17 protein-coding genes and 1 pseudogene are annotated in these 11,840 nt (G+C 66.0%); 17 read left to right on the top strand and 1 reads right to left on the bottom strand.

Going from position 1 to position 11,840, the window contains the following annotated elements; translation table 11 throughout:
- The 7 genes and pseudogenes from QOI01_RS17650 to rpsQ all read left to right on the top strand — a co-directional run.
- A pseudogene (locus tag QOI01_RS17650) lies at window positions 1–360 on the top strand (50S ribosomal protein L2); the annotation flags it as partial.
- 12 nt (window positions 361–372) lie between these two features.
- Window positions 373–654, top strand: coding sequence for a 30S ribosomal protein S19 (rpsS, locus tag QOI01_RS17645; RefSeq protein ID WP_057167020.1), 282 nt, complete (start codon window positions 373–375; stop codon window positions 652–654).
- A complete protein-coding gene (gene rplV, locus QOI01_RS17640; RefSeq protein WP_526383147.1) occupies window positions 651–1,223 on the top strand; it encodes a 50S ribosomal protein L22 in 573 nt (190 codons plus the stop codon). Before rpsS ends, rplV begins: the two co-directional genes overlap by 4 nt.
- On the top strand, window positions 1,223–2,140 hold the full coding sequence (gene rpsC / locus QOI01_RS17635) for a 30S ribosomal protein S3 (RefSeq protein ID WP_526383145.1): 918 nt from the start codon (window positions 1,223–1,225) through the stop codon (window positions 2,138–2,140). The genes rplV and rpsC overlap by 1 nt, the downstream gene beginning before the upstream one ends.
- 3 nt (window positions 2,141–2,143) lie before the next feature.
- On the top strand, window positions 2,144–2,560 hold the full coding sequence (rplP, locus tag QOI01_RS17630; RefSeq protein ID WP_526383143.1) for a 50S ribosomal protein L16: 417 nt from the start codon (window positions 2,144–2,146) through the stop codon (window positions 2,558–2,560).
- Complete coding sequence (gene rpmC / locus QOI01_RS17625; protein ID WP_526383141.1) at window positions 2,560–2,793, top strand: 50S ribosomal protein L29; 234 nt, start codon at window positions 2,560–2,562, stop codon at window positions 2,791–2,793. The genes rplP and rpmC overlap by 1 nt, the downstream gene beginning before the upstream one ends.
- Window positions 2,793–3,122 carry a 30S ribosomal protein S17 gene (rpsQ, locus tag QOI01_RS17620; RefSeq protein ID WP_526383139.1) on the top strand — a complete coding sequence of 110 codons (330 nt, stop codon included), beginning with the start codon at window positions 2,793–2,795 and terminating at the stop codon, window positions 3,120–3,122. The genes rpmC and rpsQ overlap by 1 nt, the downstream gene beginning before the upstream one ends.
- 471 nt (window positions 3,123–3,593) lie before the next feature.
- Here the strand turns inward: rpsQ and QOI01_RS17615 are convergent, their stop codons facing one another.
- Window positions 3,594–4,316 carry a TetR/AcrR family transcriptional regulator gene (locus tag QOI01_RS17615; protein WP_526383137.1) on the bottom strand — a complete coding sequence of 241 codons (723 nt, stop codon included), beginning with the start codon at window positions 4,314–4,316 and terminating at the stop codon, window positions 3,594–3,596.
- Window positions 4,317–4,372: 56 nt separating this feature from the next.
- Here QOI01_RS17615 and QOI01_RS17610 point away from each other — a divergent pair, with 56 nt between their 5' ends.
- The 10 genes from QOI01_RS17610 to QOI01_RS17565 form a co-directional block, all read left to right on the top strand.
- Window positions 4,373–5,050 carry a DUF2306 domain-containing protein gene (locus QOI01_RS17610; protein WP_526383135.1) on the top strand — a complete coding sequence of 226 codons (678 nt, stop codon included), beginning with the start codon at window positions 4,373–4,375 and terminating at the stop codon, window positions 5,048–5,050.
- 53 nt (window positions 5,051–5,103) lie between these two features.
- Window positions 5,104–7,485 (top strand): arylsulfatase, encoded by a 2,382-nt coding sequence (locus QOI01_RS17605; protein ID WP_526383133.1) that lies wholly within the window; start codon window positions 5,104–5,106, stop codon window positions 7,483–7,485.
- A gap of 25 nt (window positions 7,486–7,510) precedes the next feature.
- Complete coding sequence (locus QOI01_RS17600) at window positions 7,511–8,464, top strand: formylglycine-generating enzyme family protein (protein ID WP_526383131.1); 954 nt, start codon at window positions 7,511–7,513, stop codon at window positions 8,462–8,464.
- Between the two features lie 45 nt (window positions 8,465–8,509).
- Window positions 8,510–9,223 carry a hypothetical protein gene (locus tag QOI01_RS17595; RefSeq protein ID WP_526383129.1) on the top strand — a complete coding sequence of 238 codons (714 nt, stop codon included), beginning with the start codon at window positions 8,510–8,512 and terminating at the stop codon, window positions 9,221–9,223.
- Window positions 9,224–9,478: 255 nt separating this feature from the next.
- Window positions 9,479–9,847: a 50S ribosomal protein L14 gene (gene rplN, locus QOI01_RS17590; RefSeq protein ID WP_056557578.1), complete on the top strand. Its 369-nt coding sequence runs from the start codon at window positions 9,479–9,481 to the stop codon at window positions 9,845–9,847.
- Entirely contained in the window at window positions 9,848–10,165 is a 318-nt protein-coding gene (gene rplX / locus QOI01_RS17585) for a 50S ribosomal protein L24 (RefSeq protein ID WP_526383127.1), read from the top strand.
- Window positions 10,166–10,167: 2 nt separating this feature from the next.
- Window positions 10,168–10,731 (top strand): 50S ribosomal protein L5, encoded by a 564-nt coding sequence (rplE, locus tag QOI01_RS17580; protein WP_526383125.1) that lies wholly within the window; start codon window positions 10,168–10,170, stop codon window positions 10,729–10,731.
- A 4-nt stretch (window positions 10,732–10,735) separates the two neighbouring features.
- Window positions 10,736–10,921: a type Z 30S ribosomal protein S14 gene (locus tag QOI01_RS17575; protein WP_163918946.1), complete on the top strand. Its 186-nt coding sequence runs from the start codon at window positions 10,736–10,738 to the stop codon at window positions 10,919–10,921.
- 96 nt (window positions 10,922–11,017) lie between these two features.
- Complete coding sequence (rpsH, locus tag QOI01_RS17570) at window positions 11,018–11,416, top strand: 30S ribosomal protein S8 (protein ID WP_526383123.1); 399 nt, start codon at window positions 11,018–11,020, stop codon at window positions 11,414–11,416.
- A gap of 10 nt (window positions 11,417–11,426) precedes the next feature.
- Window positions 11,427–11,840 (top strand): 50S ribosomal protein L6 (locus QOI01_RS17565; RefSeq protein ID WP_526383121.1); only part of this gene is annotated, 414 nt, incomplete at its 3' end.

Genomic DNA, 11,840 nt, shown 5'->3' with positions numbered 1-11,840 from the left:
GGTGTCAGCATCCAGCTGCTCGGCAAGGAAGGCACCTACGCCACGCTGCGCATGCCCAGTGGTGAGATCCGCCGCGTCGACGTGCGCTGCCGCGCCACCGTCGGCGAGGTCGGCAACGCCGAGCAGGGGAACATCAACTGGGGCAAGGCCGGCCGGATGCGCTGGAAGGGCAAGCGCCCGACCGTCCGTGGTGTCGTGATGAACCCGGTCGACCACCCGCACGGCGGTGGCGAGGGCAAGACCTCTGGTGGCCGTCACCCGGTCAGCCCGTGGGGCAAGCCCGAGGGCCGCACCCGCAAGAACAAGCCGAGCGACAAGCTCATCGTCCGACGCCGTCGCACCGGCAAGAACAAGCGCTAGGAGTATCCAGCGATGCCACGCAGCCTGAAGAAGGGCCCGTTCGTCGACGACCATCTCTTGAAGAAGGTCGACGTGCAGAACGAGAAGAACACCAAGCAGGTCATCAAGACCTGGTCGCGTCGGTCGACGATCATCCCCGACTTCATCGGACACACCTTCGCCGTCCACGACGGCCGCAAGCACGTGCCGGTGTTCGTGTCGGAGGCCATGGTCGGCCACAAGTTGGGCGAGTTCGCGCCGACCCGCACGTTCAAGGGTCACATCAAGGATGATCGGAAGGCCAAGCGGCGATGACCACTGCAACCACTGAGTATCCGTCCGCGGTTGCCAAGGCGCGCTTCGTGCGCGTCTCGGCGTCCAAGGCGCGCCGGGTGATCGACCTGGTGCGCGGCAAGACGGTGACCGAGGCGCTCGACATCCTCCGCTGGGCCCCGCAGGCCGCCAGCGAGCCGGTCGCCAAGGTCATCGCCAGCGCGGCGGCAAACGCACAGAACAACGACGGACTGGATCCCGCAACGCTCGTGGTCGCCTCGGTGTACGCCGACGAAGGCCCGACCGCCAAGCGCATCCGGCCGCGCGCCCAGGGGCGTGCGTTCCGAATCCGCAAGCGCACCAGCCACATCACGGTGATCGTCGAAAGCCGTCCCGTGCGGGATGGAGGCGCCAAGGGTTCTTCTTCCTCGGCCTCGTCCACCAGGGCGCGTCGCGCCCAGGGCAGCAAGGCAGCCGCCACTGCTCCTACCAAGAAGGCTTCCGGAGCCGCTCCGGCGGCGACATCCAGTAGTGCCACGAAGGTGCCCGCCGAGAAGGCGGCACCCGAGAAGGCCTCTGAGGCTTCTGATTCGAAGGGAGGCTCGGAGTAGTGGGCCAGAAGATCAATCCCCACGGCTTCCGCCTCGGCATCACGACCGACTGGAAGTCACGCTGGTACGCCGACAAGCAGTACTCGGAGTACGTGAAGGAAGACGTCGCAATCCGTCGTCGGCTCTTCGCGCCGTTCGTCATCCCCGGTGAACGCAACGTCGAGCTGGAGCGCGCCGGTGTCGCCAAGGTGGAGATCGAGCGCACCCGTGACCGGGTCCGCGTCGACATCCACACTGCGCGGCCGGGCATCGTCATCGGCCGCCGGGGCGCGGCAGCCGACAGCATCCGCGGCACGTTGGAGAAGCTGACCGGCAAGCAGGTTCAGCTCAACATCCTCGAGGTGAAGAGCCCCGAGTCGGTGGCACAGCTGGTAGCCCAGGGTGTAGCCGAACAGCTGAGCAACCGCGTCGCATTCCGTCGCGCCATGCGCAAGGCGATCCAGTCGGCCATGCGTCAGCCGAACGTCAAGGGCATCCGGGTGCAGTGCTCGGGTCGCCTCGGCGGCGCCGAGATGAGCCGCTCGGAGTTCTACCGCGAGGGCCGGGTGCCGCTGCACACGCTGCGCGCCGACATCGATTACGGGCTATACGAGGCCAAGACCACGTTCGGCCGCATCGGTGTGAAGGTCTGGATCTACAAGGGTGACGTCGTCGGTGGCAAGCGCGAGCTCGCCGCCCCCGCCGCCGCAGGTGCAGAGCGTCCGCGCCGCGACCGTCCCACGGGCACCCGCCCGCGCCGCAGTGGCGCGTCGGGCACCACGGCGACGAGCACCGAGGCCGGCCGTGCTGCCAGCGAAGAGGCGCCAGCCGCCGACACGTCCGGCGCCGACACGTCCGCCGCTGACACGTCCGCCGCCGTCGAAGCCGCTCCGGCTTCGGTGGAGACTGAGAGCACTACGCAGGATTCAGGGAGCTAAACCATGTTGATTCCCCGCAAGGTAAAGCACCGTAAGCAGCACCACCCGAGACAGCGTGGTATTGCCAGCGGCGGCACCTCGGTGAGCTTCGGTGACTACGGCATCCAGGCACTGGAGCACGCCTACGTGACAAACCGGCAGATCGAGTCCGCTCGTATCGCCATCAACCGGCACATCAAGCGTGGCGGCAAGGTCTGGATCAACATCTTCCCTGACCGCCCGCTGACCAAGAAGCCCGCAGAGACCCGCATGGGTTCCGGCAAGGGTTCGCCTGAATGGTGGGTGGCCAACGTCAAGCCCGGGCGCGTGCTCTTCGAGATCAGTTACCCCGATGAGAAGATCGCGAAGGAAGCGCTGACCCGCGCGATCCACAAGCTGCCGATCAAGGCACGCATCGTTACCAGAGAGGAGCAGTTCTGATGGCAGTGGGAACTTCGCCTGGCGAACTGCGCGAGCTGACCGAGGACGAGCTGACGTCCCGGCTGCGCGAGTCGAAGGAAGAGCTGTTCAACCTTCGCTTCCAGACGGCGACCGGCCAGCTGGCCAACAACCGTCGGCTGCGCGTCGTGCGGCAGGAGATTGCACGCGTGTACACCGTGCTTCGTGAACGTGAGTTGGGTCTGGCATCCGGACCCGTTGGTGAGGATTCGTAATGGCAGAGAAGACGACTGAGGGCACGACTGCAGCTTCGAAGCAGGCCGGACCCGCGCACACCCCGCGTACCGAGAAGCCGCGTGGACGTCGCAAGACGCGCATCGGCTACGTGGTGAGCGACAAGATGCAGAAGACCATCGTGGTCGAACTCGAAGAGCGCACCAAGCACCCGCTCTACGGCAAGATCATTCGGACCACCACGAAGGTCAAGGCGCACGACGAGCAGGGCGACGCCGGTATCGGCGACCGCGTGTCGCTGATGGAGACGCGGCCGCTCTCGGCGACCAAGCGCTGGCGCCTCGTCGAGATCCTCGAAAAGGCGAAGTAGCACTTCGCACTTCATTCGAAAGCCCCCGAATGCCCAACGGCATCGGGGGCTTTCGCGCTTGTCGGGATATTTGGCGGTCGCGCGCCGGAACTTGTAGGGACGTTGCTGACGGGCGTGGGCGAGCTCGGTCGTTGGTCCGGTTTTGTACGCAGAGATCAATTTCCGCAAGTGTCTCGCCGGCTCGGGGGAGACGAGTTCGGCACACTCGTGGCCGGTGACGTGGGGGCTCGGAGCTGGCCGACTTCGTCAGCCGACTGGAACGCAGCCTCTCCGAACCAATGACTCTGGGCGCGGCGACGGTGCGGATTCGGCCATGTACGAGACGAAGGCGAATCGTCGGCGACGCATCCACCGGAGGGCCGGCACGTCGGATCGTCGAATGCCCGACGGCGCGACCAACAATCACGACCGGACGTCGCACGACGTCACTCGTCACGGGCCGCCGAGGGCCGCTCCACGTAGTCGTGTCCGTCAGCGACGCGCTGCGACCTTCACCTCGATGCCGTCGAGCAACTGTTCTAGGCCGGTATGGAATTCGGCCAGTGGATTCCTGTTGGCATCGTCGAACACCCCCGCATCGAGGGCAGCGGACAGCGCGGTGAACCTCGTCCGGTCGACCAGTCGTTTGAGCAGATCGGGATAGCCGTGATCCGGCATGGCGCCGGCCCCGATGGCCAGAGCCGCGGCACCGCGCACGAAGTGCAGCACGGCCATGACAGCGCCGAACTTGTCGCGCTCGGTGAGTGACGTGCCGCCGAGCGCGGCCAGTCCGGCGTTCAGCCACGACAGCTGGCCGGGGTCGGCGGGAGGGCCCACTGACGCGGTTTGCAGCACCCAGGGATGGCGGTGGTACACGCCCCACAGGCCGTCCGCCCAATCCGTGAGGATGCCACGCCAGTTCACGCCATCCGACGACCCCGCGGGCGGCGGTGCCGGTGCCTGGGAGAGCATGAACACCACCAACTCGTCCTTGTTGGCGACATGGCGGTAGAGCGACATTGTCCCGCACCCAAGTCGCTCCGCGAGGCGGGCCATCGAGAGGGCGCCGAGGCCATCGGAATCGGCCAGATCGATTGCCGCGGCGACGATCCGCTCGCGCGTCAACCCGCCCGCCCGGCGGGAGGGACGCGGACCTCGCCACAGCAGATCGAGCGCGCGGGGGATCGGCGGCTCGTCGGTTTCATCACTGGTCATGTGGGTCTGAGCCTAATCGATCACGCCGCTCATGCGTATGCCGTACGCTCATGCGTATGACATACGCACGCCGCTGTTCCGTGCTGTTGGTCGTCGTGGTCGCCGTGTTCCTGGTTCTCTCGCTGCCGCCCTATCTGACCATCGACCCCGCGCGATCGCGGGTGCCTGCGACCTTCGGTATGCACTATCCGCTGTTGGTCGTCCACGTGGCGCTGGCCAGTGTGGCCATGATGGCGGCGCTGGTTCAGATCTGGCCGGGGTTGCGGGGCCGGTGGCCGCGGCTGCATCGCGGGATGGGCAGGGTGTACGTCGCCGCGGCACTACCCGCGGCGCCGAGCGGCATGGTCATCGGCGCCGCGACACCGTTCGGTCCCGTCCTCGCCGTGGGCAGCGTGGCGCTGGGCGCGTTGTGGCTGTGGTTCACCGTCAACGGGTACCTGGCCGCGCGCCGGCGCGACATCGCCAGCCATCGGCGGCACATGCTCCGCAGCGTGACACTCGCGTTCTCCATCATCACCAACCGGATCTGGAACCCGATTTTCTACCTGACCCTGCAACCCCTGCGGGACAGCGTCTTTGGTGGCGACGAAGAACACTTCATCTGGTTGGTGGCCGGTCTGTCCGGTTGGCTCGGCTGGACGGTTCCGCTGCTCGCGGTGCAGTGGTGGTTGAACCGCCAGTCCGAAATGCCGGCATCGTCAATTCCTCAGCCTCCGAATACGTTGCGGGTGTAACCTCCGGGCGGTCGCCGAGGATGCGGCGATTCACCGACCTTGGACGGGATGCGATGACGACTGGGGCGAGCGAAGCGACGGGAAAGATGCGCGAATTCAACGGCAGGATCGAGCTCGACATCCGCGATTCCGAGCCGGACTGGGGGCCGTACGCCGCACCGACGGCCCCGCCGGACGCGCCCAACGTGCTCTACCTCGTCTGGGACGACACGGGCATCGCAACGTGGGACTGCTTCGGCGGCCTGGTCGAGATGCCCGCCATGAGCCGCATTGCCGAACGCGGAGTGCGTCTGACTCAGTTTCACACCACGGCGCTGTGCTCGCCGACCAGGGCCTCGCTGCTCACCGGGCGCAACGCCACAACGGTGGGAATGGCCACCATCGAGGAGTTCACCGACGGATTCCCGAACTGCAACGGTCGCATCCCGAACGACACCGCGCTGCTCTCGGAGGTGCTCGCCGAGCAGGGTTACAACACCTACTGCGTGGGCAAGTGGCACCTCACCCCGCTCGAGGAGTCCAATCTTGCGGCCACCAAACGACATTGGCCGCTGAGTCGTGGCTTCGAGCGGTTCTACGGCTTCATGGGCGGGGAAACCGACCAGTGGTATCCGGAACTCGTCTACGACAACCATCCCGTCGCCCCTCCAGGCACCCCGGAGGACGGCTACCACCTGTCGAAGGACCTGGCCGACAAGACCATCGAATTCATCCGCGACGCGAAGGTGATCGCGCCGGACAAGCCTTGGTTCAACTATCTCTGCCCCGGGGCAGGCCACGCCCCGCACCACGTCTTCAAGGAATGGGCCGACAAGTACGCCGGGCGCTTCGACATGGGCTACGAGGCTTATCGCGAGATCGTCCTCGAGAACCAGAAGGAACTCGGCATCGTGCCGCAGGACACCGAATTGTCGCCCGTCAACCCGTATCTCGACGTGACGGGACCGAGCGGCGAGACCTGGCCCTATCAGGACACCGTGCGGCCGTGGACCACGCTCGACGACGAGGAGAAGCGCCTGTTCAGCCGGATGGCCGAGGTGTTCGCCGGCTTCCTGTCCTACACCGACGCCCAGATCGGCCGCATCCTGGACTACCTCGAGGAGTCCGGCCAACTGGACAACACCGTCATCGTGGTCATCTCCGACAACGGCGCCAGTGGTGAAGGCGGCCCCAATGGTTCGGTCAACGAGGTGAAGTTCTTCAACGGCTACATCGACACCGTGGAAGAGAGTCTGCGGTTCTACGACCAACTCGGTGGGCCCGAGACCTACAACCACTACCCGATCGGGTGGGCCATGGCGTTCAACACGCCTTACAAGCTGTTCAAGCGCTACGCCTCACACGAAGGCGGCATCGCCGATACGGCAATCATCTCGTGGCCCAACGGGATCGACGCCCACGGCGAGGTTCGCGACAACTACGTGAACGTCTGCGACGTCACGCCGACCATCTACGACCTGTTGGGGATCACCCCTCCCGACGAGGTCGGGGGAATCGCACAGAAGCCTCTGGACGGGGTCAGCTTCAAGGCGGCCCTTGCTGATTCGTCTGCCGACACTGGAAAGGACACGCAGTTCTACGCGATGCTCGGCACGCGTGGGATCTGGCACGACGGCTGGTTCGCGAACACTGTCCACGCGGCGAGTCCCGCAGGCTGGTCGCACTTCGACGACGATCGCTGGGAGCTCTTCCGCATCGAAGCGGACCGCAGCCAGTGTCACGACCTGGCGGCCGAACGACCGGAGAAGCTGGAGGAACTCAAGGCGCTCTGGTTCAGCGAAGCGGCGAAGTACAACGGACTTCCGCTGGCCGATCTCAACCTGCTGGAGACCTTGACGCGGTGGCGGCCCTATCTGTCCGCTGAAAGGAAGACGTTCACGTACTACCCGGGCACCGCGGAGGTCGGCATCGGCGCGGCGGTCGAGATCCGGGGACAGTCCTTCTCGATCCTCGCCGAGCTCGCCGTCGACTCGGCTGGCGCCCAAGGGGTGCTCTTCAAGCAGGGCGCCGGGCACGGCGGGCACGTGTTGTTCGTTCAGGGCGGCCGCCTGCAGTACATCTACAACTTCATGGGTGAGGACGAGCAGCGGGTGTCGGCGCCCGATCCGATTCCGTTGGGCGATCACGTCTTCGGAGTCCGCTACGAGAAGACCGGAACCGTCGAGGGCAGTCATACACCGCTCGGCGACGTGTCGCTGCACATCGACGGCGACACGGTCGCGACGCTGTCGGGAGTGCGCGCGCATCCCGGCACCTTTGGGCTCGCCGGTGGAGGAATCGCGGTGGGACGCAACTCGGGGCAGGCGATCTCCAGCGCCTACGCAGCGCCGTACGCCTTCACGGGTGGCACCATCGAGAAGGTGGTCGTGGACATCTCGGGCACCCCGTACCGGGACGCAGCACGGGAGCTGGCGCAGGCATTCTCCAAGGACTGATGACACAGCGCCTACCGTGAATGGCGTGCTGACGGAACTGGTCGGGCTTGCTGGCGGGGACTTCCGGATGGGGTCGACGGCCTTCTATCCGGAGGAAGCTCCTGCCCACACGGTGACGGTGCCCGCATTCGCCGTCGAGCGGCATCCCGTGACCAACGCCCAGTTCTCTCGATTCGTCGAGGACACCGGATACGTGACGGTGGCCGAACGCCCGCTCGATCCTGCGCTGTACCCCGGGGTCGCGGGGGCAGACCTCGGGCCCGGCGCGCTGGTCTTCCGACCGACCGCGGGGCCCGTCGATCTGCGGGATTGGCGACAGTGGTGGGACTGGGCGCCCCATGCGTCGTGGCGGCAGCCGTTCGGTCCGGGCAGCGCGGTCGACGACCGTCTCAATCATCCGGTCGTGCAGGTTTCGTACGTCGACGCCTTGGCGTACGCGAAGTGGGCGGGACGGCGCCTGCCCACCGAAGCCGAGTGGGAGTACGCCGCGCGTGGCGGCGCAACCACGACCTACGCGTGGGGTGACGAGGCGGCGCCCGGCGGTGACCTGATGGCGAATACGTGGCAGGGTCGGTTCCCCTATCGCAACAACGGCGCCATGGGTTGGTTCGGCACGTCCCCGGTCGGCGCCTTCCCGCCGAACGCCTTCGGGCTCGTCGACATGATCGGCAATGTGTGGGAGTGGACGTCGACGAGGTATTCGATGGGGCACCGGCGGGCAGGAGCGGAGCGACCGGGGGATCAGGACCGGCGGGCAGGAGCGGAGCGACCGGGGGATCAGGACCGGCAGCCGAGCACGTCCGAGGGCTGCTGCACGCCCGTGCGGGAACCGGATCCGAGCGTCAACCAGACACTGAAGGGCGGCTCGCACCTCTGCGCGCCGGAGTACTGCCACCGCTACCGACCGGCCGCCCGGTCGTCGCAATCACAGGACAGTGCGACGACCCACATCGGGTTCCGGTGCGTGGCCGACGTGTGATTCGAAGCCCGTCCGCGCGGGCCGTCCGCGGCCCATACTGTGCCGATGACACGCCACGAACGTGGGGTCCGATGGCTACTTTCGGCACTGGTCGCCGTCGGCGCGGTGAGCGGGTGCGCGAAGACCAGCGACGGTCACCCAATCGCAGGACCGACCGGTGAAGCGACGGCGACGGCCACCGAGACAGGCACCGCGGCACCCACGGCGACGAGCGCTCAGCCCCCGACCGGGCTGTCGACGATGGGCGTCGCACCCACCATGCGGGAGACGGTTCCTCCGAATGCCCTGTTGTGTCTGCCGCCGCCGGCGGCTGGCACGGCAACCCCCGTGCTGATCGGTGACCCCGCCGCGCCGAGGATCGTCGTTGCGCTGCCCGCCGGATGGAGCGCGGCGCCAACGCCCGCGGGTGTGTCGCTGACCGGACCGGACGGCACGTCCGGCGACGTCGGCATCACCAGAACCGACCTCGACCCTGCCGCCGCCTTCGAGAAGTACGCCGACGACATCACGGCGTCGGCCCCGATCAGCAGCGTCAGCGTGCTGCCCGCCGAGAGCTGCGGCTACAGCGGGCAACGCCTGATGGGTCTGCTCTCCGGTGGGGCCCAGGGCAACGAGACCTTCGAGGACCGCGTCGCGCACATCTGGACGAATACGAAGAACTACCTGGTGACGATCCATGCTGCCGCGCCCAGCGGAACGTCGGCCTTCAACGCCGCGACGGCGGTGCTGACGGCGGATTTCGCCATCACGATCCCGTGAGAGGCTGACTTCCGGCGGCATCGCGATCCGGCCAAGCCAGCAGACCCGACGCGATTTGGCGCATCGCACGTGCTCACCTACTATGTAGGGGTTGCCTTGGGCAGACCTCGGCTGACCGCTCGGATGTAGCTCTTCGCGCAAGCGCTCATCGGGAAGCCAGCCCTGCGTGCCCTTAGGTGACGAAGACCGCGTACGTCGAGCCGTCCTTGATTCTGTCGAGGCTGTTCGCACGTGCACTCAATTCGAGGAGATCTAGTGATTCAGCAGGAGTCGCGGCTGAAGATCGCCGACAACACGGGCGCCAAGGAAATCTTGTGCATCCGGGTGCTCGGTGGCTCGGGTCGGCGATACGCCGGCATCGGCGATGTCATCGTGGCGACCGTCAAGGACGCAATCCCGGGCGGCAACGTCAAGAAGGGCGAGGTCGTCAAGGCCGTCATCGTCCGCACCGTCAAGGAGCGCCGCCGCGCTGACGGCAGCTACATCAAGTTCGACGAGAATGCCGCCGTCATCATCAAGCCCGACAACGACCCGCGCGGCACGCGCATCTTCGGGCCTGTCGGTCGCGAGCTTCGCGAGAAGCGCTTCATGAAGATCGTTTCGTTGGCCCCGGAGGTGCTGTAAATGAAGGTGCACAAGGGTGACACCGTGCTGGTGATCTCCGGTAAGGACAAGGGCGCCAAGGGCAAGGTCCTGCAGGCCTTCCCGACCCGCGAGAAGGTCCTGGTCCAGGGTGTCAACCGGATCAAGAAGCACACCGCCGTCTCGCAGAACGAGCGCGGTGCGTCCTCGGGCGGCATCGTCACGCAGGAGGCTCCGATCCACGTCTCGAACGTGATGGTCGTCGACTCCGACGGCAACCCCACCCGCATCGGCTACCGCTTCGACGAAGAGACAGGCAAGAAGGTCCGCGTGTCGAAGAAGAACGGCAAGGACATCTAGAGATGACTACCGCAGAGAAGACGCTCCCGCGTCTGAAGCAGCGCTACCGCGATGAGATCAAGGGCGCGCTCAACGAGCAGTTCAAGTACGCCAACGTCATGCAGATCCCCGGCGTGGTGAAGGTCGTCGTGAACATGGGTGTCGGTGACGCCGCCCGTGACGCCAAGCTGATCAACGGCGCAGTCAACGACCTCGCGCTGATCACCGGGCAGAAGCCGGAGATCCGCAAGGCGCGCAAGTCGATCGCCCAGTTCAAGCTGCGCGAGGGAATGCCGATCGGCGCCCGCGTGACGCTGCGCGGCGATCGCATGTGGGAGTTCCTGGACCGCCTGGTCTCGATCAGCCTCCCGCGTATCCGCGACTTCCGTGGTCTGTCGCCCAAGCAGTTCGACGGCAGTGGCAACTTCACCTTCGGCCTGACCGAGCAGTCGGTGTTCCACGAGATCGACGTGGACAGCATCGACCGGCCTCGCGGCATGGACATCACCGTCGTCACGTCGGCGACGACTGACGACGAAGGCCGCGCGCTGCTGCGTGCGCTGGGCTTCCCGTTCAAGGAGAACTGAGCAGATGGCAAAGAAGGCGCTGGTCATAAAGGCCAACAAGAAGCCGAAGTTCAAGGTTCGCGGCTACACGCGCTGCAACAGGTGTGGACGTCCGCACGCTGTGTTCCGCAAGTTCGGCCTGTGCCGAATCTGCTTGCGGGAGATGGCGCATGCCGGCGAGCTGCCCGGTGTCCAGAAGTCCAGCTGGTAACCCCCAACCAACAGACCAACTAAGGAAAGCACGCGGCAGGCCCCCAAGGGTATTGAACCCGGCGGGAACCGCCGCGAGGAAGGTGAGCTGGCTGTCATGACCATGACGGACCCGATCGCAGACTTCTTGACACGTCTGCGCAACGCCAATTCGGCGTACCACGACGAGGTGACCCTGCCTCACTCGAAGATCAAGGTGCACATCGCCGAGATCCTCAAGGAACAGGGCTACATCACCGACTTCCACACCGAGGATGCTCGGGTTGGCAAGGCACTGGTGGTGCAACTGAAGTACGGCCCAAGCCGTGAGCGCAGCATCGCAGGCCTGAAGCGGGTGTCCAAGCCCGGCCTGCGCGTGTACGCGAGGTCAACCAATCTGCCCCGGGTTCTCGGTGGCCTCGGCGTGGCGATCATCTCCACGTCATCTGGCCTGCTCACCGACCGTCAGGCAGCACGACAAGGCGTGGGCGGCGAAGTCCTCGCTTACGTGTGGTGAGGGAGTAGACATGTCGCGAATTGGAAAGCAGCCGGTCCTGGTTCCCACCGGGGTCGACATAACGATCGACGGACAGAACGTGTCCGTCAAGGGGCCCAAGGGCTCACTTGCACTCGATGTGGCCGAGCCGATCTCGATCGAGCGCAGCGACGACGGCGCCATCGTGGTGACCCGCCCGGATGACGAGCGGCGCAACCGCTCGCTACACGGGCTGTCTCGCACGCTGGTCGCCAACCTGATCACCGGTGTCACCGAGGGCTACACCACGAAGATGGAGATCTTCGGCGTTGGTTACCGCGTCGTGCTCAAGGGCAATTCCCTCGAGTTCGCGCTCGGCTACAGCCATCCCGTCGTGATCGAGGCGCCCGAGGGCATCACGTTCGCGGTGGAGACGCCCACGAAGTTCTCGATCACCGGTATCGAC

Origin of the sequence: Mycobacterium sp., from assembly GCF_032162605.1 — a bacterium.
In the GTDB taxonomy this organism is placed as follows: Bacteria; Actinomycetota; Actinomycetes; order Mycobacteriales; family Mycobacteriaceae; genus Mycobacterium.
The sequence above is the reverse complement of the archived record's forward strand: the minus strand, read 5'-3'. Positions and strand labels throughout refer to the sequence as shown.

What these genes read in the sequence shown, in the direction of transcription:
- rpsS (WP_057167020.1), top strand. Translation starts at nt 373, where the DNA reads ATGCCACGCAGCCTGAAGAAGGGCCCGTTCGTCGACGACCATCTCTTG.
- rplV (WP_526383147.1), top strand. Translation starts at nt 651, where the DNA reads ATGACCACTGCAACCACTGAGTATCCGTCCGCGGTTGCCAAGGCGCGC.
- rplP (WP_526383143.1), top strand. Translation starts at nt 2,144, where the DNA reads ATGTTGATTCCCCGCAAGGTAAAGCACCGTAAGCAGCACCACCCGAGA.
- rpmC (WP_526383141.1), top strand. Translation starts at nt 2,560, where the DNA reads ATGGCAGTGGGAACTTCGCCTGGCGAACTGCGCGAGCTGACCGAGGAC.
- rpsQ (WP_526383139.1), top strand. Translation starts at nt 2,793, where the DNA reads ATGGCAGAGAAGACGACTGAGGGCACGACTGCAGCTTCGAAGCAGGCC.
- QOI01_RS17615 (WP_526383137.1), bottom strand. Translation starts at nt 4,316, where the DNA reads ATGACCAGTGATGAAACCGACGAGCCGCCGATCCCCCGCGCGCTCGAT.
- QOI01_RS17610 (WP_526383135.1), top strand. Translation starts at nt 4,373, where the DNA reads ATGACATACGCACGCCGCTGTTCCGTGCTGTTGGTCGTCGTGGTCGCC.
- QOI01_RS17605 (WP_526383133.1), top strand. Translation starts at nt 5,104, where the DNA reads ATGACGACTGGGGCGAGCGAAGCGACGGGAAAGATGCGCGAATTCAAC.
- QOI01_RS17595 (WP_526383129.1), top strand. Translation starts at nt 8,510, where the DNA reads ATGACACGCCACGAACGTGGGGTCCGATGGCTACTTTCGGCACTGGTC.
- rplX (WP_526383127.1), top strand. Translation starts at nt 9,848, where the DNA reads ATGAAGGTGCACAAGGGTGACACCGTGCTGGTGATCTCCGGTAAGGAC.
- rplE (WP_526383125.1), top strand. Translation starts at nt 10,168, where the DNA reads ATGACTACCGCAGAGAAGACGCTCCCGCGTCTGAAGCAGCGCTACCGC.
- QOI01_RS17575 (WP_163918946.1), top strand. Translation starts at nt 10,736, where the DNA reads ATGGCAAAGAAGGCGCTGGTCATAAAGGCCAACAAGAAGCCGAAGTTC.
- rpsH (WP_526383123.1), top strand. Translation starts at nt 11,018, where the DNA reads ATGACCATGACGGACCCGATCGCAGACTTCTTGACACGTCTGCGCAAC.